The sequence below is a fragment of the Acinetobacter sp. Tol 5 genome (assembly GCF_019702905.1).
Classification (GTDB): domain Bacteria; phylum Pseudomonadota; class Gammaproteobacteria; order Pseudomonadales; family Moraxellaceae; genus Acinetobacter; species Acinetobacter bereziniae.
This window is the reverse complement of sequence record NZ_AP024708.1, coordinates 4319346-4340579: the sequence shown is the minus strand read 5'-3', so window position 1 is coordinate 4340579 and position 21234 is coordinate 4319346. Positions and strand designations below refer to the sequence as shown.

Sequence of the window (21234 nt, the reverse complement as noted above, 5' to 3'; positions counted from 1 at the left end):
AACTCACAAAATTAGGTTGGGGGATACGAATGAAAAAAATGCTATTAGCGCTCAGCCTGTCTGGCGCACTTCTTGGCGGATCAGTTGCGTGGGCAGAAGAAAGCGTAACTGAGCCTGCGTCTAGCGCTGTTGCATCAGCAAGTGATGTCAGCACAGCGACAACAGATACCACAGCAAGCGTTGCCCCTGAGGCAACTGCAACAGTTGCACCTGCACCAGAAGCAGAGAAACCAACACTCAACACAGGCGATACTGCGTGGATTTTAGTGTCTACAGCATTGGTCTTGCTGATGACGATTCCAGGTTTGGCATTGTTTTACGGTGGTATGGTTCGTAAGAAAAACGTACTGGCAACAATGGCTCAAAGTTTCACTGCTGCAGCAATTGTAAGTATTGTATGGGTGGTTGTGGGGTACTCACTAGCCTTTGGATCTGGCAATGCTTTTATCGGTGGGTTAGATAAAGCCATGCTGTCTGGCATCACCACAGATGCGCTGAGCGGAAGTATCCCTGAAATTCTATTTGTTATTTTCCAAATGACTTTTGCGATTATTACAGTTGCCATTATTAGTGGTTCTGTGGCTGATCGTATGAAATTCAGCGCTTGGATCAGCTTTATTACCATTTGGGTGATTGTTGTTTATGCTCCGATTGCACATTGGGTGTGGGGTGGTGGTTGGTTAATGAATGACGGTGCACTTGATTTTGCAGGTGGTACAGTGGTTCATATCAACTCAGGTGTTGCTGGATTAGTTGCTGCATATCTACTCGGTAAACGTATGGGCTTAGGCAAAGAGTCTATGGCGCCACATAACTTAACTTTAACTGTATTGGGTGCGAGTTTGGTATGGGTAGGTTGGTTTGGTTTCAATGGTGGTTCAGCTTTAGGTGCTAATGGTTCAGCAGCATATGCTTTGGTGACAACTCAAGTTGCAGCAGCTGCAGCCGCAATCGCTTGGTTAGTGGTTGAGAAGATTGTTCGTGGCAAAGGTTCTGTATTGGGTGCAGCATCAGGTGCGGTTGCAGGTCTTGTGGTGATTACGCCAGCTGCGGGTTTTGTAACCGTCAGTGGTGCATTGATCATGGGCTTGATTGGTGGTGTGGTATGTTTCTGGGGAATCTCTGGTCTTAAACGTATCTTGAAAGCAGATGACTCTTTAGATGCCTTTGGTCTACATGGTGTGGGCGGTATCGTGGGTGCGATTTTAACAGCAGTTTTTGCAAGCTCATTCATTATGGGTGACAAAGCGCCAACCAACATGATGCATCAATTATGGGTTCAAGTAGAGGGTGTATTGGCAACGATTGCTTACTCGGCAGTGGTGACATTCATTCTTCTTAAAATTATCGATGTGGTGATTGGAATCCGTGTTGAAAATGATGATGAACGTATGGGCTTGGATTTAAGCCAACATGGTGAACGCATCGAATAATTAAAATGATGAGAACAATAGCTTTTTAGAATAATAACTATATATAGTATTAAACAGCCCGTGAGGGCTGTTTTTTTTCCATATCTTGCGAAACCCTCAACAAAAACCTGTTTTTTTGCTACACTAGCTGAAATTATGAATTTTGCTTAATTAAACCACTATGCATTGTCCATTTTGTAACGCTGCAGATAGTAAAGTGATCGATTCCCGTTTGGCTGCTGAAGGTAGTCAGATTCGTCGTCGCCGTGAATGTATCAGTTGTGGCGAACGTTTTACCACTTTTGAAAGTTATGAAGTGGTGATGCCACGTGTAACCAAGTCTGATGGTAAAAATGAACCATTTGATGAAGCAAAATTGCGTCGTTCTTTGATGCATGCTTTGCAAAAAAGACCTGTGACTCAAGAGCAAATTGAAACAGTCATTAGTGATATTCAATTGCAAATTCGTCGTTTAGGTGAACGTGATGTGCGTTCACGTACCATTGGCGAAATTGTCATGAAATCTTTGTTTGCACTTGATCATGTGGCATATGTGCGTTTTGCTTCGGTTTATCAGGATTTCCAAGATATTGATGCTTTTCGCCATCAAATTGAGCAAATGCAAGCACGTGGTCAAGACCACTGATTTATTTTTCATAGGATTAAATTAGGAATTTTATGTCTGAGTTGGATTCAAACTCTAAGTCTGAAGATGCTGTCAATATCGATCAGGTTTGGATGCAGAAAGCGATTGAGCTCGCCAAGCTTGGACAGTATTCCACACGACCAAATCCAAATGTTGGTTGCGTTATTGTCAAAGATGGAGTCCTCATTGGAGAGGGTTTTCATCCCCAAGCCGGACAACCTCATGCAGAAGTGTTTGCAATGCGTCAAGCTGGAGCGTCTGCAAAAGGCGCAACGGCTTATGTGACTTTGGAGCCTTGTGCACATTATGGTCGTACACCACCTTGTGCAAAAGGTTTGGTTGAAGCAGGTGTGGCAAAAGTTATCGTTGCATGTGCAGACCCAAATCCACTTGTGGCAGGTAAAGGTGTAGAGATTTTACGTCAGGCTGGAATTGTTGTTGAAACAGGTGTTTGTGAACAACAAGCCACCCAACTCAACTTAGGTTTCCTAAAAGCAATGGCAACGGGTTTACCTTATGTGCGTTTAAAAGTCGCTTCGAGTCTAGATGGACGTACCGCTATGGCATCAGGTGAATCCAAGTGGATTACTGGTACTGCGTCTCGTCAAGATGTACAACATTGGCGTGCTATTTCTGGTGCAGTGATTACTGGGATTGAGACCATTCTGGCGGATGATCCTCAGCTCAATGTTCGAAGTTTAGCCAATGTGGAACTGGAAAAAGTCGTACAGCCGAAACGTGTTATCTTAGATCGGAAAGGTCGCCTACCGTTGACCGCTCAAGTGCTTAAGCATCCTGAAACAGTGATGGTAATGGGACCATTTCGTCGGGAATTGGCTGAACTTGGCGTGGTGCAATTAGACGTCCAGTCATTGAAAGATTTATTAGGCACTTTAAAAGATTTTCAAATTTATGATGTGTTGGTTGAAGCTGGTGCAACCTTATCGACTGCATTTTTACAGGAAAAACTGGTTGATGAGTTAATCAGTTATGTTGCTCCGACTTTTTTAGGGCAATCAGCACGACCAATGTTTAATGCAGAATTTGAAACCATGGCACAACAATTACGTTTTATGCTTAAAGATGTTCATCAATTTGGTGATGATATTCGTTTAAGACTTCTCCCTGCGCAAGAGTCAGTATGAATTCAGAGTTAACATCATCGGTTTATCATAAACGTCGCCATGCTGCGCGTACAACAGATGAATATCTTTTTCATCAGTTGGTTCCTTATTTGGGAAACAAGCGGCGTTTGTTGCATCTGATTCTTGAAGCGCTCGAAATTACTGGAACATTGAATCCTAAAGGTAAACGTGCGCCTATTTTTGCAGATTTTTTTGCAGGTAGCGGAGTCGTTTCACGTTTGGCTCGTCAAAATGGCTATCGTGTGATTGCCAATGATTGGGAGCCTTATAGTCATGCCCTGAACCATGCCATTCTTGCTTGCACCGATGCGCCTGCATTTAAAGAATTGGGTGGCTATCAAAAAGCCATTGATTATTTAAATCGTTTACCTGAAGTCAAAGGTTGGGTGACGCATAATTTATGCCCACGTAATGATGAGATTTATGACCCGGCGCGCGATCGTTTGTTCTTTAAGCGTCGTAATGGTATGCGTATCGATGCAATTCGCCAACAGATTGCGACATGGCAGGCACAAGGCGCTATTGATGATGTTGAAATGAGTGCCTTACTTGCCCCTTTGCTTTACTCAGCCAGTTTTGTCAGTAATACCAGTGGTGTATTTAAAAGTTTTCATCATGGCTGGGGCGGAAAGACTCAAACGGCATTAGAACGAATTGAATCACTGTTGTGGTTAACACCAAGCCGGTTTAGTGAGGTGGGTGACAATAAGCAAAAAACGCCAATGGCGGAAATGTGGTGCGTGGATGCACAGCATTTGGCAAACCAGATGAGCGGTTTTGAAGTGGATGTGGCGTATTTAGATCCTCCTTATAACCAACATGCTTACAGCAGTAATTATCATGTACTCAATTCATTAACCCTTTGGGATCAAGTCGATCTACCTACACCAGACACCAAAGGTTTTAAAAGTGGAATTGATCGCGCATGGCGAAAAGAGCGTCCAAGCCCATATAACTCGTCCAAGCATGCACAAGAAGCTTATGAGAGCCTGTTGGAAACCATTAATGCACGTTATATTCTCACCAGTTACTCCACTGATGGAAATATTGAAGCCAAAGATTTATTGGCGGCAAATCTAAAACGTGGCAAAGTTACCTTGTTGACACAGGATGTTCCGCGTTATCGCGTCAGTAAACAACGTCAGTCAGAGCGTGCTCGTGTACTTGAGTTTATTGTCATTACCGATACGCATGCCAAGTCTGGACCACCTTTGCGTCAGCTTTTGGGGCAACTTTACCATTTTGCTGAGTTGGGTGGTGTGGATACATCGGGTGTGAGTACACAACTGGCTTTATGGTAATCTTGTTATCTTCATCTTTAAATTAAAGCTGGGGATATGGTAATCAACACAATAGATATTCATCAGCCCTCAGATTGAGGCAGTAGGTCGTAGTATGTTCACAGGCATTGTTGAAAGTTTAGGTAAAGTTGACAGCTTACAAAGCGTAGGTGGTGATGTGCGCTTGCGTATTCAGACTGACCTAGATATGTCTGATGTACATTTGGGTGATTCTATTGCTACCAATGGCATTTGCTTAACGGTGATTGACTGGGGAGACAATTGGTATGCTGCCGATGTTTCTCGTGAAAGTCTGAATCGTTCAACTTTGGCAAGTTGGAACGTTGGACAAGTGGTGAATGTTGAAAAAGCAATGTTGCCAACCACACGCTTTGGCGGTCATATTGTCAGTGGGCATGTCGATGCAGTGGGTGAAATTACCGTAGTTCGTTCAGATGCACGTTCGCTATATTTTGAGGTAACTGCACCTGTTGAAATCGCTAAATATTTGGCTGAAAAAGGCTCGATCACTGTAGATGGAATTAGCTTAACCATCAACCATTTACGTGGCAATATTCTTAGTCTCAATTTGATTCCACATACTGCTGAACGTACCAATATTGGAACATGGAAAGTGGGCGCCAAGGTGAACTTGGAAGTTGATGTATTGGCACGTTATATCGAGCGTTTACTGCTCGGTGATAAAGCCGCTGAGGTTAAAGCTGAATCAAAACTGAGCATGGAATTTCTCGCTAAGAATGGTTTTTTAAAATAACTCAAATAGATGCTAAGATCGAAAAAGCCTAATTAATTTAGGCTTTTTAATATTTACATGATTAAATTAGACTAATATATTGTGGATACTTCTTTGAAGAGAGTTGAGTATTGCTTGATTTTTTATTGCATTTAGAACAATTATTGCCCACTTTCTTAGAAAATTATGGGCTATGGATTTATGCCATTTTGTTTTTGATTATTTTTGCAGAAACTGGCTCAATCTTTATGTTTTTTCTCCCAGGTGATAGCTTGTTGATCGCTGTTGGTGCCCTATGCTCGACTGCTGAATCGGTTCATCTTCATTATATGGGGGTGTTGCTGATCATTGCTTCTATTTTAGGTTATATCGTCAACTACTATACAGGGCGAGCTTTAGGCTTTAAGTATTTTCATGCGCATTCACGTTGGTTTAAGCCTGAATATATTAAAAAGACCAATCATTATTTTGAGCGTCATGGGGGTAAAACGATTCTTGTTGCACGTTTTGTACCTTTTGTTCGTTCGTTCGCTCCATTCGCAGCAGGTGCAGGACATATGAAAATGCCTGTATTCATGCTGTATAACGTGTTGGGTGGCTGGATTTGGATTGCGCTATTGTTGGGTGCAGGTTATGGGGCAGGTAATCTACTATCGCTCTTGATCGATTCATTCTAAACACATTGAGAATAGATACCAATCAGCCGAATGTTGGGTACAACATTCGGCTGATTGGTATCTATCATATGATCGCAGGTTATCATCGAAGAAATTTAAAAAAGCCATCGCAATAAATCAGAATAATATGACGATATTTTTACGCACTGACACAAAAAAAACTTCAGAAACTGCAAACATAAAAAGCTTTCAAATCGCCAAAGTGCTAACATTTTGCAAGTTTTAAAATCTTAATGCTGGTGGGCAAAAATGTTGATACAACGTGGTGGTTTAAAAGTTGTGGCTGGGCTTGGAATTTCAGGCGTTTCAGCTGTAAATTTTCTGCATGAAAATGGCTACCGTGTTGCAGTCACTGATTCACGTCAACTCCCACCAGGACACGATCAAATTCCAGCAACAGTGCAAACCAGTTTTGGTAAATTGGACCAAGATTTGCTGTTGCAAGCGGAAGAAATTGTCATTAGCCCGGGATTGGATATTAAACTGCCAGAGATTCAAGCGGCGATCGCCAAAGGGATTCCAGTCGTTAGCGAGATTCAGATTTTGCGTCGTGCAACAGATAAACCAATTGTTGCGATTACTGGCTCAAATGCCAAGAGTACAGTAACGACCTTGATAGGTTTAATGGCGCAGGATGCAGGTGTTAAAGTTGCTGTTGGAGGCAATCTTGGACGCCCAGCCTTGGATCTAACGCGTGATGATCCTGATGTCTATATTCTTGAACTGTCGAGCTTCCAGCTTGAAACCACTTCAAATTTAAATGCTGAAGTTGCTGTGGTGTTAAATATGAGTGAAGACCATTTGGATCGTCATGGTGATATGGCGGGTTATCATACGGCGAAACATCGTATTTTCCAAGGTGTGAAAAAAGTGGTGTTTAACCGTGATGACTCACTCACTCGTCCGTTGGTTCCAGATGTAACCCCAATGCAAAGCTTTGGTCTCAATGCACCTGATTTAAAACAATACGGTATTCTCAGAGAAGACAATGGTACGATCTGGTTAGCGCGTGGTCGTGAACGATTGCTGAAAAGTTCGGAGATGTACATCCAAGGTACGCATAATGTTGCGAATGCTTTGGCATGTTTGGCTTTAGGTGAAGCGATTGGTCTACCGATAGACAAGATGTTGGAAACACTCAAGACCTTCAAGGGTTTAGAGCATCGTTGTGAATTCGTTAAAGAAGTGGCGGGTGTTCGCTATTATAATGATTCTAAAGGGACCAATATTGGAGCAACTTTGGCTGCTTTAGATGGTTTAGGTGCTGCAATTGAAGCGCAAGGAGGCAAAGTGGCGATTATTCTAGGTGGTCAAGGCAAAGGGCAAGATTTTACTGCTTTACGCCAGTCCTTAGAAAAATATGCCAAACTGGCGGTACTGATCGGTGAAGATCGACCTGTGATCGAAAAAGCAATTCAAGGCACAACTGAGCTATTGCATGCTGAAACGCTACAGGAAGCTGTGGCGCTGTGTCAGCAACATACGCAAGCACAGGATGTGGTGTTATTATCACCAGCATGTGCAAGTTTTGATATGTTTACAGGTTATCCGCAACGCGGTCATCGCTTTGTTGAATATGTAAATGCGCTAAACTAAAAGAATCATAAGGAAAATAAAGTATGGCTGGGTTAGCTCAGACGACAATAAGTAAACTTCATCAAGTGTATGAACGTTGGATGCCAAAATTGCCCGCAGAAATTACCCCACGTAATGTATTGCTGTTTTGTGTCATCTCACTATTGTGTATCGGTACCGTGATGGTTGCTTCAGCGTCAATGCCGTATGCGGAGCGGATGCATGAAAACGAATTCCATTATGTCATTCGTCATGCGATTTCAATTGTGGTGGCTTTTCTAGCCGCTGTAGTGACCTATAGGATTTCGCTGAATCTGTGGTTTAAAAACACCTTTCCTTTGTGGTTGATCACTATTCTACTGTTACTTGCAGTTTTAGTGGTGGGAACAGAGGTAAACGGTTCTACACGTTGGATTCGTGTCGGCGGCTTCACCTTGCAGGCGACAGAAGTTGCCAAGGTGATGATGGCAATTTTTACTGCTGATTATGTGGTTCGTCGTGCTGAAGAGGTTCGAAACAATATTAAAGGCTTGGTTCGACTCGGTGTCGTAATGTTACTGACGGTAGGATTAATTATTGCAGAGCCTGATCTCGGGGCAACAGTGGTGATTGCGGTATCGATGTTAGGGGTGTTTTTCCTTGCTGGTGCGCCGATGATTCAGTTTGGTTTCGCTTTTGGTGCCATTCTGGTTGCGTTTGTTTCCTTGATTGTATTCGAACCTTACCGTTATGAGCGTTTGATGTCATTCTCTAACCCATGGGCTGACCCTTTAGGTTCGGGTTATCAATTGTCCAATGCCTTGATGGCATTTGGGCGAGGTGAGTGGTTTGGAGTCGGTTTAGGGCACAGTATTCAAAAGATGTCTTATTTACCTGAGGCGCATACAGACTTTATGTTGGCGATCTTGGGTGAAGAGTTTGGTTTCTTTGGGATTGCGACGGTGTTGTTGCTTTCATTTGTGATGCTGATTTGTTGTATTCGAATTGGTCAGCGCGCTTTAAATCATCAGTATTTACGTGCTGGCTATTTGGCTTACGGAATTAGTATTATTTTCTTACTGCAAATTCTGGTCAATGCAGGCATGAATATGGGCATGTTGCCAACCAAAGGTTTGACCCTTCCATTTATTAGTTATGGGGGGTCATCTTTGATTATGTGCGCTGTCATGATCAGTTTGATTTTAAAAATTGATGCAACAACCAAAGAAGCCAACCCAGCAAGGGAAGAATCGAGTTTCTAGAATTTTCCTTAGCTTGAATACTTCAAAAGCCATTTGTGATCAAATGGCTTTTTTGTGAGATGTGCTGTGAACTTATAGCATTTTTATTGTTGATATAAGCACTGTAATTATTGATAAATGCCGGTTAAATGGATGCCTTGGGGGATACGTGAAATATCCCATTGTTGCACAGCTTGAGCCAACATGTGTGCAGGCTGATCTAAGTCTACAGGTGCCTGACCCAATGCGAGAATTGCCTGTGAAAGTAGCGGCGCTGCATTTTCAATATTTAGTGCATGAGCAAGATTTTGCTTTGAGAGCTTTTGACCTTGTTCATTCATGGCGAGCGGAAGGTGCATATACTCAATTGCTGGATAGCCAAGAAGTTGCCCTAGCCATATTTGACGTTCAGTATTATCCAATAAGTCTGAACCACGTACGATATGGTTAATTCCTTGTAAATAGTCATCTACAACGACTGCCAATTGATAGTTGATGATGCCGTCACGGCGCTTAAGGACAAAGTCACCAAGATCATGTTGTAAGTTAGAGCAATGTAGCCCTTGCAAACGATCATGGAAGCAAATGTTTTGATCTGTGACTTTTACACGAATGGCTTGATCTTTAAACTCAAGCTGTTTATCTCGACATGTGCCTGTATAGATATGGTTTGAACCGAGAATCTTTCGAGTACACGCACAAGCATATACCCAATTGTGTTGTTTGAGCTGGTCGATAACAGATTCATAAATTGCAATGCGTTGTCTTTGATAAATGATTTCAACATCAGATTCAAATCCAAAAGCATCTAAACATTGTAAGATGTGTTGTTCGCTATCGGGATAGATGCGAGGAATATCCGTATCTTCTATACGGACGATCCATTGCCCTGTATGTGCTTTTGCATCGCAATAACTGGCAACAGCAGTAATTAATGAACCGAAGTGTAGAGGACCTGTGGGCGAAGGTGCAAATCGTCCTTTATATTGGTCATGCTTCCCCCCTTCCTTAACATCAGGAAGGGTCGGGGAGGAATGTGCAGACACAGTGTTTAACCGTTGTTTTGCTTCTCTTTGATCTCTGCAAGTGTTTTACAGTCGATACATAAAGTTGCAGTAGGACGTGCTTCTAAACGACGTAAACCGATTTCGATACCACACGTTTCACAGAAACCATAGTCATCATTTTTAATGGCTTCGATAGACTGTTCGATTTTGCGAATCAATTTACGTTCACGATCACGAGTACGTAATTCAATTGCAAACTCTTCTTCCTGTGTTGCACGATCGTTTACATCAGGTAAAGAAGAAGATTCGTCTTGCATCGTGTTTAAAGTGCGATCCACTTCCGACATTAACTCTGCCTTCCAAGCCAGCAAAATTTGACGGAAATGTTCGAGCTGCCCCTCAGACATATATTCTTCATTTTTCTTTGGCTGATAAGGCTCGATACCGAATAGACTTGCTGTAGTACCGTTTTCATTGGTCTTTGGCTTGGCTTTGCGTACACGCTTTGCAGACTTGTCATCCGTCAATGCTGTTTGCTCATCCAAGACTTGATTTTGGTTGTCATTCGCCATAAAGGGCATTCCTCATCATATACGTACTATCTATACGCAAAAAATATGGTGATATGCAAGTATTTTTATCACTACCAACAGAATGAATCTATCGGGGGCGTCATCATATAGATTTTTTTACAAAGATGAAAGTCATCTCGCCCTGACTTCGACTTTCTGCATATCTTGTTGGACGAATAACTTAATGGAAAAAAAACAAAATGAAAAGCTAGTAACCTGAAATTTCTTCATTAATTGTAACATTGAAGTGGTCAAGTCGATGTACAAAGGTCTCAAACTCACCATTGGCTTTTAAATGTAAGCAACGGTAACCAGGTGCAATTGGGTCAAATGAAAACTCTTGGCTAAGCGGTTTAAATTGGACACAGGTGGCTGGTGTAGAAATAAACTGTATGCCATTCCACTCGTTATAAGACTCTTGATGTACATGCCCATGTAATAATAGCTTGATATTGTTAAATGGTTCGAGCACTGCTTTTAATTCATCGGCATTTTTTAATTTGTGTTGATCTAGCCATTTTGAGTGCATTTCAAAAGGATTGTGATGACAGGCAACAATCACAAATTTGTCTCGAAGTTGCTCTAAGCGTTTTTTTAGGCGAACCAATTGTTCAGGTTGAATCTTTCCATCTGTACGCCCACTCACTGTACTGTTAAGCAGAATAATGCACCATTGATCAAGCTCAATCACTGTGGGTTCTGGTTCAGGTACATGAAAGGGGAAAAAGCTCAGATTGTCATGATTTCCTGGGATATGATAAAAATCAATACCAAAGCCCCGCATATAATTTAAATAGCGTGCATAGGTTTCCGGATAAGCTGCTTGGGCCAAATCCCCAGTATGTAGAATCAAATCAGCATTTGGAAAGCGCTGCTGAACATCTTCCATAACGGCATGAAAGCTTTCCTCAGGGTTGATCCCGACAAACTTTGCATCAGGCTTATCCATTAAGTGTGTATCTGTGATCTGTATGATCACTTTATCTTTATCGGTTTGCTGCAATATCTTTGATTGCATGTCTTTCCCCTAGACATTTTCAAGTGTACGCAAGTGCTGTTGTAGCCATTGTAAAGCCATTATCACTGGTGCATTTTTTAAACGATTACTTTGTAATAATATACTAAGATCTGCATAGTCGATGATATGAAGTTGAATATTTTCACCTTCATCGGGCATTCCAAAAATACCGCCTTCGGCAGGCAACTCCGCTTGAGCAGTATAAAGATGAAAAATTTCATCACATGCGCCAGCCGATGGATAGAAACTAAAAAGAGCTTGAATATGTTCAAGCTCACAGCCAGATTCTTCAAGACTTTCTCTTCGAATACAGGTTTCTGGAGATTCATCACCATCCAATACCCCTGCAATAATTTCTAATTGCCAAGGTGAGATCGGGTCATCAATTGCACCAACGCGAAATTGTTCAATCAGTGCGAATTTTTGTTGTTGATCATTATAAATCAAAACACCCGCGGCTTCTTTGCGACGAACTAACTCACGTTGGATGTTTGATGTATATTCGGTTTGGTTAAATAATCGGTGCTGCAAGCTGACTTTTTCGACTTGAACAAAGCCCTGAAAAGCATATTCTCGAGATTGAATTTTTACATCGTTATGGGTGTAAGTTGCTTGCTGAATGATGTTCATGTGTGTAGTTAGGATGAAACATATTCACTTCATCCTAACTGAGAAATAGGCAAAGGCAAAAGTTTTTTTTAACTTTACACTTTGTGGTACAACTTTTGTCCTTGCTCATGATAGACAGATTTCATGGTTTTAAGACCATCCTCTATCACCGTTTGGCTTGAAGTCGCTTGCTCAGCATGTTGCTGATTTTGTGCGTAGTCACGAACATTTTGGGTGATTTTCATCGAACAAAACTTCGGTCCGCACATGGAGCAGAAATGCGCTGATTTATGTGCTTCTTTCGGCATGGTTTCATCATGCATAGAGCGAGCGGTATCAGGGTCCAAACTCAGATTGAATTGATCCTCCCAGCGGAATTCAAAACGTGCTTTAGAGAGCGCATTGTCGCGTACCTGTGCGCCTGGATGACCTTTAGCTAAATCTGCTGCATGTGCGGCGATTTTGTACGTGATGATGCCGTCTTTAACATCTTTTTTGTTGGGTAATCCCAAATGCTCTTTTGGTGTGACATAACACAGCATTGCTGTACCATACCAACCAATCATTGCCGCGCCTATCGCAGAGGTAATGTGGTCATAACCAGGTGCAATATCCGTTGTCAGTGGTCCAAGTGTATAGAAAGGTGCTTCCTGACAAACTTCAAGTTGCAAGTCCATATTTTCTTTGACCATATGCATTGGAACATGCCCTGGACCTTCAATCATCACTTGAACATCATGTTGCCATGCACGATGGGTGAGTTCACCCAAGGTGCGTAATTCTGAAAATTGTGCTTCATCATTGGCATCTTGGATACAGCCTGGACGTAAACCATCACCTAGACTGAACGAGACATCATAGGCTTTCATGATTTCACAGATTTCATCGAAATGCGTATAAAGGAAATTTTCTTCATGATGCGCCAAACACCATTGCGCCATAATTGAGCCACCACGTGACACAATCCCCGTCAAACGATTTGCGGTTAATGGAACATAGCGCAATAACACACCTGCATGAATAGTAAAGTAGTCCACGCCTTGTTCTGCTTGTTCGATCAAAGTGTCTTTAAAGATTTCCCATGTCAGGTCTTCTGCAACACCATCGACTTTCTCAAGTGCTTGATAAATCGGAACAGTACCAATTGGCACAGGAGAGTTGCGAATAATCCATTCACGTGTTTCATGAATATTTTTACCCGTCGACAGATCCATAATGGTATCTGCGCCCCAACGCGTTGCCCATGTCATTTTTGCAACTTCTTCATCAATCGATGAACCCAGTGCAGAGTTACCAATATTGGCATTGATCTTAACCAAGAAATTACGTCCGATAATCATCGGTTCACATTCTGGATGGTTAATATTTGCAGGAATGATGGCGCGACCTTCAGCAACTTCTTTGCGCACAAATTCAGGCGTGATTTCCATCAGATTATGTGCACCAAAATTTTGTCCTGCATGTTGACGCATATCGACGCCTTCACGCTGACGTTGATTTTCACGAATCGCAATATATTCCATTTCAGGGGTAATGATTCCTTGCTTGGCATAATGCATTTGGCTGACATTATGTCCTGCTTTGGCGCGACGAGGCTTTTGAATATGCGCAAAACGGATTTCAGCTGTACGAATATCTTTGAGGCGCTCTTGTCCGAACTTAGACGTTAGGGTATTTAAGCGTTCAGTGTCGTTACGTTCAGCAATCCATGTTTCACGAACATTGGGCAAACCTTGATTGAGGTCGATCTTGACATTCGGGTCGGTATAAACCCCTGATGTGTCATAAACCATCACTGGTGGATTTTTTTCCCCACCTAAACCTGTAGGGGTATCGGTGAGTTCAATTTCACGCATCGGAACCTGAATGTCAGGGCGTGAACCTTGAATATAGACTTTTTTAGATGCGGGTAAAATTCGAGTGAGATCTTTGGCTTCTTGCTCATGTTGAGCCAATTGATCAGCAGGGGATAGATTCGTTAATTGGTTCATTACAATGATCCTTATGAATGACATCAACGAATCAAGCACGACCAAAAACGGTGGCAAATTTAGTCTATTTGATGGAACACAATGACCATAAGCATGGCGCTGTATTTCTACAAAAATAGATAAACTTTGGGCTGTCAGTTTTTAGATGCTTGATTCCTACGCAGGTCTTAACCTGATCAGGTTCAACGGTACTTTAGTTTAAGTTTTGGCAAGGAGGTGCAAAACTGACTAAATCTCAGCGAGGAATTACTCGCGCTCCGTCAAGCGATGTTTAAATATTAGCATGTTTTCATCGGGAATGTGATGACATGCTCCTATCAAATTTAATTATTTTTTTGAGCAAGAATCTCTTCAACCTGCTTTCTTATTTTTTGTTCAAATGCTGTACGTTGCTCTTGAATGCTTTGTTGTTCAGGGGTTTCATCTTGAGTATTTTCTCTAGATGGCTTTGGCATTTGTTGCCAAAGCGTTTCGCTCTTATTGATCAAATTTAGGAAGCTTTGTGCAGTCTGACGGCTTGCCGTTTGGCTTTTGGCAACTTTCTCAATAGCTTTCATGGCTTCTTCATCTGCAATTTTGTCATCATCAAACCATAGGGTACGGGTATTGTCATCGCCTTGAAAAAGAGCACGACGATATTGTTCAATGTTTTCTGAAACTTGAGGTTTATAATGGTTTTTAGGGTAGTCTTTATTGAATTTTTCCCAAAATAATAAGCGGTTGGCGACTTCATCAAAACTAATTGCCAATCCAGCATCCAGTATATAGTTTGCTCCTGTATACTCTTTACGGATTTGTTTAAAATAAACTTGATCTGATTTTTCTAAAGAGGGTGCAAAAATATCGAGATCATATTGTGGATTTCGGGTAAACGTATATTCACCTTCACCCACATAAAATTTTTCTACATATAAGTCTTTTGCATGATCTACCAAGTATTTCTCACTCGGTTTTAACTTTTTATATAGTTCTTGTTTTTGCTTTGCTGTCATAGACTGACCTTCTGCAAGAGAATCAGTCAAATATTGGAATACTTGAGGTGAAGCATCCATCACAAGTTTCTGATAAATGTCTTCAGATTTTGCTTGCCATTGATAACGAGTTTTTAAGGGTACAGTTGATAAACAGTTTCTAAACCATTGATTGAGATCATGCAAATCCTCAGCAACCACTGTTTTTTCTAACTTTTGAATACTTGAATCGATCTGGCTACAATCTTGAGCAGGTCCTTTAGGACGAGAGGCTTGAGTGGCATCAATCTCAGATGTAGAAGTTTTAACTGCTTCAGTTTTTTGATTATTTTCATGTTTTTGACAAGCACTGAGCAAGGTGAAAATAAAAATAGCAGTAAATGGAACACTTTTTTGTAGAAAGTTCATGGTATGACAATTGTTGTGAGTTTTTTGAATAGTGAAAGGATAATAAAAATTGAGCTGAAAAGAAATCTATGTATTAGAACAAATTGCATCACTAAAGCAGTCTTTTTTGACATGTTTAAAATCAATTGGACTTAAATTTAAATATTGATTGAGTTGAGAAAGTGCCAATAATTGAGGGCGATTTTCTAATTTTAAGCGTTCTTTTTCACTGATTTGAATTTTTTGTTGGCGTTGTTCAGGCGTCATTTGTACGAATTGTATAAATTTCTTGGCTTGGGCTGAAAGCTCCCCTTCATTTGTTTTAGACAAATGTTCGATGACCAACCAACTTGAGGCATCTATATCATTTTGATTTTCAAAATTCATCGAAATGGGCGAGCCTTCTGTACCTAAAAATAACAAGCTACTGTAAGCATTTTTTAAAAAGCGCGCGTCATGAAGAAAAATGGTATTTGGATACGTCACAAGATATTCTTGCCAAAATTTAGCGCGCTTGGCAATTTCATCAGGCTCAAGGTTCAATTTATTATTTTTGAAAAGCGGTTGCGCATTTTGCTCTGCCAGATTTTCGATAAATACTTGTTCAGGTGCTTGCAGATAAGGTGCAAAAACTTTTGCCAAATACTGCGGGCTTCGGCGATAGTTGATTGCATCCTCAGTCTGGTCTGTTAACTCAATATAAGCCTGTCCTTTATGGCGCAATAAATATTGATCGCGCAAATTGAGTTGTTCAAATTTATTCTGCTGAATGGTGGGATATGCTGCCTGATCTAACACATAGTTTTCAAATGCTTGCTGTTGTTCTGATGTTCGATCTATTTGTAGAAATTGTTGGTACATCTTTTTGGATTGATGCATGAGTTCCATTTGTTCTGTAGATTTTAACAAAGGTAAGCACATGCGAATGTCTTGATTCACCTGTTCAATCGCTAAAGTTGTTCTTTGCGGATTAATTGCCAACATTTCATTTTTTAGATTTTGACAAATTTGCGTCAGATCAGGAACAGGATTTTCTGTTTTTGGTGCTTCCTTTGACTCTTGTACGATATCCGTTGTTGGTTTTTGACACGCGACCACCACCAAGCCACTCAAAACTACGAGTATGCTCGAAATGAGATAATGAATAGGGTTGCGCGGAAATTTCATTAGACCGATATAACAAGGAAGCTCAATGTGGTACTTTGCTATTGTCGCTGAATCAAAGCTAAATAAATGAAATATTTTGTAGTTTTGTGATAATGAAACGTTACGATTTTAACGGAAATGGCAAATTTTTTTATGGCTATGCAGCGTTCATTTATTGAATAATTTGCCTAAAAATAAGCCTGCGGTTTATCTTAAATTAAATGTCAGTATATATAAATTATATAAAGTGAGTGCTATGATTTGAGCTAAATCTTGAAGATGAAAAATCAACATTGCTTCAATGAAAGTTCATCTAAAAGAAAAATACTTGTCATAAAATGTTCATCATTGCTATGGTTTAATATTAAGTCTAAAAAGTCGCATTTGTTGCCTGTGGAGTATCAAACTTTGAGCCCAAGTAATCCTGTATTAAACCATCACATTTCTTCACAATTCAATGAAGATCTACAGGATGTAAATACCAAATTTATGACCATGGGTGGTTTAGTAGAGCAACAAGTGGCAAATGCGGTGCATGCTTTGTTAGATACCAATGCCAATATGGCAATAGATGTGCAGTTTCAAGACAATACCGTCAACCGTTATGAACGTGAAATCGATGAAGCACTGACCTTGATTTTGGCACGTCGTCATCCCGCGGCAATTGATTTGCGCATGGTGATTGCGATGAGTAAGGCAAACACGGATTTAGAACGGATTGGTGATGAAGCCGCAAAAATCGCCCGTATTGCACAGACATTGTGCGAAGAAGGTGAGTCACCTCGTGGCTATATGGAAACACGCCATATTGGCAATCAAGTTCGTGTCATGATTCATGATGCTTTGGATGCTTTTGCCCGTGTCGATGCTGAACAAGCATTAAAAGTTTTGTTGGCAGATGCAGATATTGACCGTGAGTATCAGTCGGCAACACGTACACTCATGACGTATATGATTGAAGATCCTCGACATATTAGTCGTGTTATTAATGTGATGTGGGTATTGCGCTCATTGGAACGTATTGGTGATCATGCACGTAATATTTCAGAACAAGTCATTTATATGGCGAAAGGTTTTGATGTGCGTCATACCAACATTGAAGAAATTGAACAAAAAGTTCAAGGAAAATAATTTAACGTAGCCTAAAGACTTAAACAAAAAGACCTGAATTATTCAGGTCTTTTTGTTGGGGCATCGGTTTTGAAAAAACATCAACTCAACGAATTAAACTTGTGCCAAGGCTTGCTCTAAATCTGCAATCAAATCATCAATATGTTCAATGCCTACAGATAAGCGAACCATATCAATACTGACCCCAGCCGCTTTTAATTCTTCTTCATTGAGTTGGCGATGAGTCGTGGTTGCTGGATGACATGCCAAGCTTTTGGCATCACCAATGTTGACTAAACGAGTAAAGAGTTGTAGGGCATCAATAAAACGAGTTCCACCTTCACGACCATCTTGTACTCCAAAAGATAAGATGGCAGATGGTTTACCTTTGACATATTTTTGAGCTAAGGCATGTTGTGGATGGTCTTTTAAACCGGCATAGTTGACCCATTGCACTTTAGGATGTGCTTGCAAGTATTCTGCAACTTTTTGTGCATTCTCAGTATGACGTTCCATACGTAAACTGAGCGTTTCTAAGCCCTGTAAAATAAGGAATACACTGAGTGGGCTAATCGCAGCACCAGTGTTACGTAAAGGCACAACACGCGCTCGCGCTATATATGCGGCTTCACCTAAGGCTTCTACATAATTGACACCATGATAACTTGGATCAGGTGTATTTAAGACTTTAAAACGTTCAGGATATTTACCCCAAGGGAATTTCCCACTGTCTACAATGGCGCCGCCAATGGAGTTGCCATGACCACCAATGTATTTCGTCAAAGAATGTACGACAATATCAGCACCATGTTCAAAAGGCTTGAGTAAGGCAGGGGTAGCAACAGTATTATCAACAATGACAGGAACGCCGTATTCGTGCGCGATTTTGGCAATCGCCTCAAGATCGATAATATTGCCCAATGGGTTGCCGATTGATTCAATAAAGACCAGTTTGGTTTTTTCATCAATCAGGTTGCGCAGTGCTTCAGGATTTTGATAATCAAAAAAACGTACTTCAATGCCTTGTTTCGGCAAAGTATGTGCAAATAAATTGTATGTTCCACCATATAGCGTCGATACAGATGCAATATTATCGCCAGCTTCAGCAATGGTTTGAATCGAATAGGTGATTGCTGACATGCCCGAAGCCAATGCTAAAGCACCGATTCCACCTTCAAGTGCAGCCAGACGTTGTTCAAGCACAGCTGTGGTTGGATTCATGATACGGGTATAAATATTGCCTTGAACTTTGAGATCAAATAGATCTGCACCATGCTGGGTATTATCAAAGGCATAGGATGTCGTTTGATAAATTGGAACAGCAACGGCTTTGGTTGTTGCTTCCGGTTCATAGCCTGCGTGAATGGCAAGTGTTTCGTCTTTATAAGTCATATTCCGTCAACTTTTTATTAAAATTCAATAGAGTGTAACAAATAAATATATGAAGTAAACAAGGGTTTCTATATTTTAAAATCATAAAAAAAGATAAAGACAAAGTCTTAGCAATGTGCCGTTTACACAGAATTGAATATGTAAATACCGAATATCGCTTAATTGAGTCACTGTCATGTTGATGTCACTTGCCGAAATTAGTATTGGAATTTCCATTAAATCAGGCACTAAGTACAATGAATAAAGCACAGATAAGTAAACTGACAATTCGTAAAACCACTTTAACTTTAGTTTTATGTAGTTTATTCGGCTTAACAGCATGTTCAGATGATGATAATAAAGACTCAACCAACAGCAAAACACTTACTCAAAGTATAAGTTTAGCCTTTGGCGATGAGGCTTGTGTGATGGGAGGAACACGTGTTCAAAGCGGGGTAGATAGGAATGGAAATGGTCAACTGGAAGCCAGTGAAGTCACAAAAAATGAGGACAGTTGTAAACCGAATTTATTTGCTCAAGGCGTCGCATTACCATTTACTGTACTCGCACGACATGATGCAAATGGCACGACCATTGATAGTAGCTTTGATATTCGTCAAGGTGGTTTTGGTTCTGATGCCACTGCTCACCCGACAAATAAAAAGCAATTCTATGCTTTGACAGATCGAGGACCGAATGCTGACTTTACTGACAAGCTGTATGGTGCAGGTAAAGTGTTTGCGATTCCTAACTATGTTCCCAAAATTGGTTTGTTTGAAATTCAGGACAATGGCACCGTTAAACTAATCAAAACCATTAATTTGAAAGACCGTAATGGTAAAGATATTTCAGGTTTACCCAATACCTCAGCTTTTGGGGGGACTGGAGAAACTCCTTATGATGTGAATGGTAAAGTGATTACTGTAGATCCAACCAAACCGTTTGATGCAGTGAACAATCCCATCAAATTGGATGATTATGGCTTAGATAGTGAAGGGCTAGTTGCACTTCAAGATGGCACGTTTTGGGTCAGTGATGAATACGGTCCACATATTGTACATTTTGATGCCAATGGCAAGGAAATCGGGCGAATTAATCCATTCAAGGCAGATCAACGTAATCAATGGACGCTACCTAATGAATTTAGTTATCGCCGTGCCAATCGAGGAATGGAAGGGCTCACCATTACACCAGATCAAAAAACTTTGGTGGGCATTATGCAGTCGACCATGAGTTTGCCGAATAAAAGTGTCAATAAATCAACATTGACTCGTATAGTGACCATTAACCTTGAGACAGGTAAGGTTGCACAATATCTCTATCAGCAAGAACTTCCTGAGAACTCCAACTCCGGGATTATTGCATTAAGTGCAACACAATTTTTAGTGCTGGAACGGGACGGTCTTTTTTATAAAGACACCACAAAGGTAATTAAAAATGTTTATCGTATTGATTTAACTCAAGCCACCAATTTAGAAGATATTAAAGATCAAAAGGATTTCAAACAGGATGACAAGATCGGTTTAACGATCGCGGGTAAAACACTGGAAGAATTCCAGTTGGAAAAAGGCTGGGATGGTTTAAAAGCATTGAATATTGTTCCAGCACCCAAAACATTGGTACTCGATATGGGCAAAGCGGTGAAATATCCACATGACAAAATAGAAGGCATATGGTTGATTAATAACACCACTTTAGGTGTATTAAACGATGATGATTTAGGATTGTGGAGTAATGCAAAAGGAATGGAGCAAAAATATCTGGATACAGCGCGAACAAGAGTCGATATCAATACCTTATACATCATGGATAAATTGAATTTGAAAGGGCAATAAGCACTTTGAAAGAGCCGTCAAATTGACGGCTCTTTCAATCTTATGTGTTGAATAACAGTAAGCATTAAAATAAAAACGATACTCATACCTTGATGCAATGTATAGCCACCAGTTTTAGTCCTGTGCAAGCCTTAATTTGGTTGTCATCCAACTAACACATCCAGACTGCATCTACAGTTTATATCGCAATATCAGGCGAACTTTGATTTCATATCTCGATTGAATAAAATTCTAGGTCGAACTCTTTTGAAGAACGAATCTGAAAAAGCGTGTTTGAAAATATCTCCATCTAATTGGACAAATCTGAACAAAAATAGATAAATTCAGCGTATAATTAACAGCATTTATTTAAGGATTTGTCCGCATTTCATCTGTGGGTTGCCTTGTAAGTTAAAACAAACAATGAATGCTGTGAAACGAAGAAAACCGTAAACATGTTTTTGAGTTTTATCGCGCAGACTGAGTGAATTTGAGTTGCAAGTGGATATAAACAAAACCATGTTTTTGT

At 40.6% G+C, this 21234-nt stretch carries 18 protein-coding genes and 1 riboswitch; of the genes, 10 read left to right on the top strand and 8 right to left on the bottom strand.

Translation table 11 applies throughout. The annotated features are described in order from the left end of the window. The first annotated feature begins 29 nt into the window (after nucleotides 1-29). The 8 genes from TOL5_RS20140 (at nucleotide 30) to ftsW (ending at nucleotide 8730) form a co-directional block, all read left to right on the top strand. A complete protein-coding gene (locus tag TOL5_RS20140) occupies nucleotides 30-1433 on the top strand; it encodes an ammonium transporter (RefSeq protein ID WP_046759775.1) in 1404 nt (467 codons plus the stop codon). A 160-nt stretch (nucleotides 1434-1593) separates the two neighbouring features. Beyond that, entirely contained in the window at nucleotides 1594-2058 is a 465-nt protein-coding gene (gene nrdR, locus TOL5_RS20135; RefSeq protein ID WP_004825545.1) for a transcriptional regulator NrdR, read from the top strand. 32 nt (nucleotides 2059-2090) lie between these two features. After that, complete coding sequence (ribD, locus tag TOL5_RS20130) at nucleotides 2091-3203, top strand: bifunctional diaminohydroxyphosphoribosylaminopyrimidine deaminase/5-amino-6-(5-phosphoribosylamino)uracil reductase RibD (protein WP_058968272.1); 1113 nt, start codon at nucleotides 2091-2093, stop codon at nucleotides 3201-3203. Next, nucleotides 3200-4504 (top strand): DNA adenine methylase, encoded by a 1305-nt coding sequence (locus TOL5_RS20125; RefSeq protein WP_004825539.1) that lies wholly within the window; start codon nucleotides 3200-3202, stop codon nucleotides 4502-4504. The genes ribD and TOL5_RS20125 overlap by 4 nt, the downstream gene beginning before the upstream one ends. 94 nt (nucleotides 4505-4598) lie before the next feature. Then, nucleotides 4599-5258, top strand: coding sequence for a riboflavin synthase (locus tag TOL5_RS20120; RefSeq protein ID WP_005034441.1), 660 nt, complete (start codon nucleotides 4599-4601; stop codon nucleotides 5256-5258). A gap of 110 nt (nucleotides 5259-5368) precedes the next feature. Then, nucleotides 5369-5914: a VTT domain-containing protein gene (locus TOL5_RS20115; RefSeq protein WP_004825534.1), complete on the top strand. Its 546-nt coding sequence runs from the start codon at nucleotides 5369-5371 to the stop codon at nucleotides 5912-5914. Between the two features lie 249 nt (nucleotides 5915-6163). Next, nucleotides 6164-7510: a UDP-N-acetylmuramoyl-L-alanine--D-glutamate ligase gene (murD, locus tag TOL5_RS20110; RefSeq protein WP_121774317.1), complete on the top strand. Its 1347-nt coding sequence runs from the start codon at nucleotides 6164-6166 to the stop codon at nucleotides 7508-7510. A gap of 23 nt (nucleotides 7511-7533) precedes the next feature. Continuing rightward, nucleotides 7534-8730, top strand: coding sequence for a putative lipid II flippase FtsW (gene ftsW / locus TOL5_RS20105; protein WP_121774318.1), 1197 nt, complete (start codon nucleotides 7534-7536; stop codon nucleotides 8728-8730). A gap of 107 nt (nucleotides 8731-8837) precedes the next feature. On the opposite strand, the gene gluQRS is transcribed toward ftsW, so the two are convergent. The 7 genes from gluQRS to TOL5_RS20070 form a co-directional block, all read right to left on the bottom strand. Continuing rightward, nucleotides 8838-9755 carry a tRNA glutamyl-Q(34) synthetase GluQRS gene (gene gluQRS / locus TOL5_RS20100; RefSeq protein WP_058968273.1) on the bottom strand — a complete coding sequence of 306 codons (918 nt, stop codon included), beginning with the start codon at nucleotides 9753-9755 and terminating at the stop codon, nucleotides 8838-8840. 5 nt (nucleotides 9756-9760) lie between these two features. Then, nucleotides 9761-10288, bottom strand: coding sequence for an RNA polymerase-binding protein DksA (gene dksA, locus TOL5_RS20095; protein ID WP_004825526.1), 528 nt, complete (start codon nucleotides 10286-10288; stop codon nucleotides 9761-9763). Nucleotides 10289-10496: 208 nt separating this feature from the next. Next, complete coding sequence (gene cpdA, locus TOL5_RS20090; protein WP_121774319.1) at nucleotides 10497-11306, bottom strand: 3',5'-cyclic-AMP phosphodiesterase; 810 nt, start codon at nucleotides 11304-11306, stop codon at nucleotides 10497-10499. Between the two features lie 9 nt (nucleotides 11307-11315). Continuing rightward, on the bottom strand, nucleotides 11316-11936 hold the full coding sequence (locus TOL5_RS20085) for an NUDIX domain-containing protein (protein ID WP_004825520.1): 621 nt from the start codon (nucleotides 11934-11936) through the stop codon (nucleotides 11316-11318). 74 nt (nucleotides 11937-12010) lie between these two features. Continuing rightward, complete coding sequence (gene thiC, locus TOL5_RS20080) at nucleotides 12011-13906, bottom strand: phosphomethylpyrimidine synthase ThiC (RefSeq protein WP_004825518.1); 1896 nt, start codon at nucleotides 13904-13906, stop codon at nucleotides 12011-12013. 136 nt (nucleotides 13907-14042) lie between these two features. Beyond that, a riboswitch (TPP riboswitch) is annotated at nucleotides 14043-14176 on the bottom strand. Between the two features lie 53 nt (nucleotides 14177-14229). Next, nucleotides 14230-15285 carry a hypothetical protein gene (locus tag TOL5_RS20075; RefSeq protein WP_199934821.1) on the bottom strand — a complete coding sequence of 352 codons (1056 nt, stop codon included), beginning with the start codon at nucleotides 15283-15285 and terminating at the stop codon, nucleotides 14230-14232. 66 nt (nucleotides 15286-15351) lie between these two features. After that, nucleotides 15352-16431: a hypothetical protein gene (locus TOL5_RS20070; protein WP_121774321.1), complete on the bottom strand. Its 1080-nt coding sequence runs from the start codon at nucleotides 16429-16431 to the stop codon at nucleotides 15352-15354. Nucleotides 16432-16818: 387 nt separating this feature from the next. Here TOL5_RS20070 and phoU point away from each other — a divergent pair, with 387 nt between their 5' ends. Beyond that, nucleotides 16819-17541, top strand: coding sequence for a phosphate signaling complex protein PhoU (phoU, locus tag TOL5_RS20065; RefSeq protein WP_009584000.1), 723 nt, complete (start codon nucleotides 16819-16821; stop codon nucleotides 17539-17541). A gap of 93 nt (nucleotides 17542-17634) precedes the next feature. Here phoU and TOL5_RS20060 read toward each other — a convergent pair whose 3' ends face one another. Continuing rightward, the gene (locus tag TOL5_RS20060; protein WP_121774322.1) at nucleotides 17635-18912 is read right to left on the bottom strand and encodes an O-acetylhomoserine aminocarboxypropyltransferase/cysteine synthase family protein; all 1278 of its coding nucleotides are present in this window, start codon (nucleotides 18910-18912) and stop codon (nucleotides 17635-17637) included. 236 nt (nucleotides 18913-19148) lie between these two features. Here TOL5_RS20060 and TOL5_RS20055 point away from each other — a divergent pair, with 236 nt between their 5' ends. Beyond that, entirely contained in the window at nucleotides 19149-20726 is a 1578-nt protein-coding gene (locus TOL5_RS20055; RefSeq protein WP_121774323.1) for an esterase-like activity of phytase family protein, read from the top strand. Nucleotides 20727-21234 lie beyond the last annotated feature (508 nt).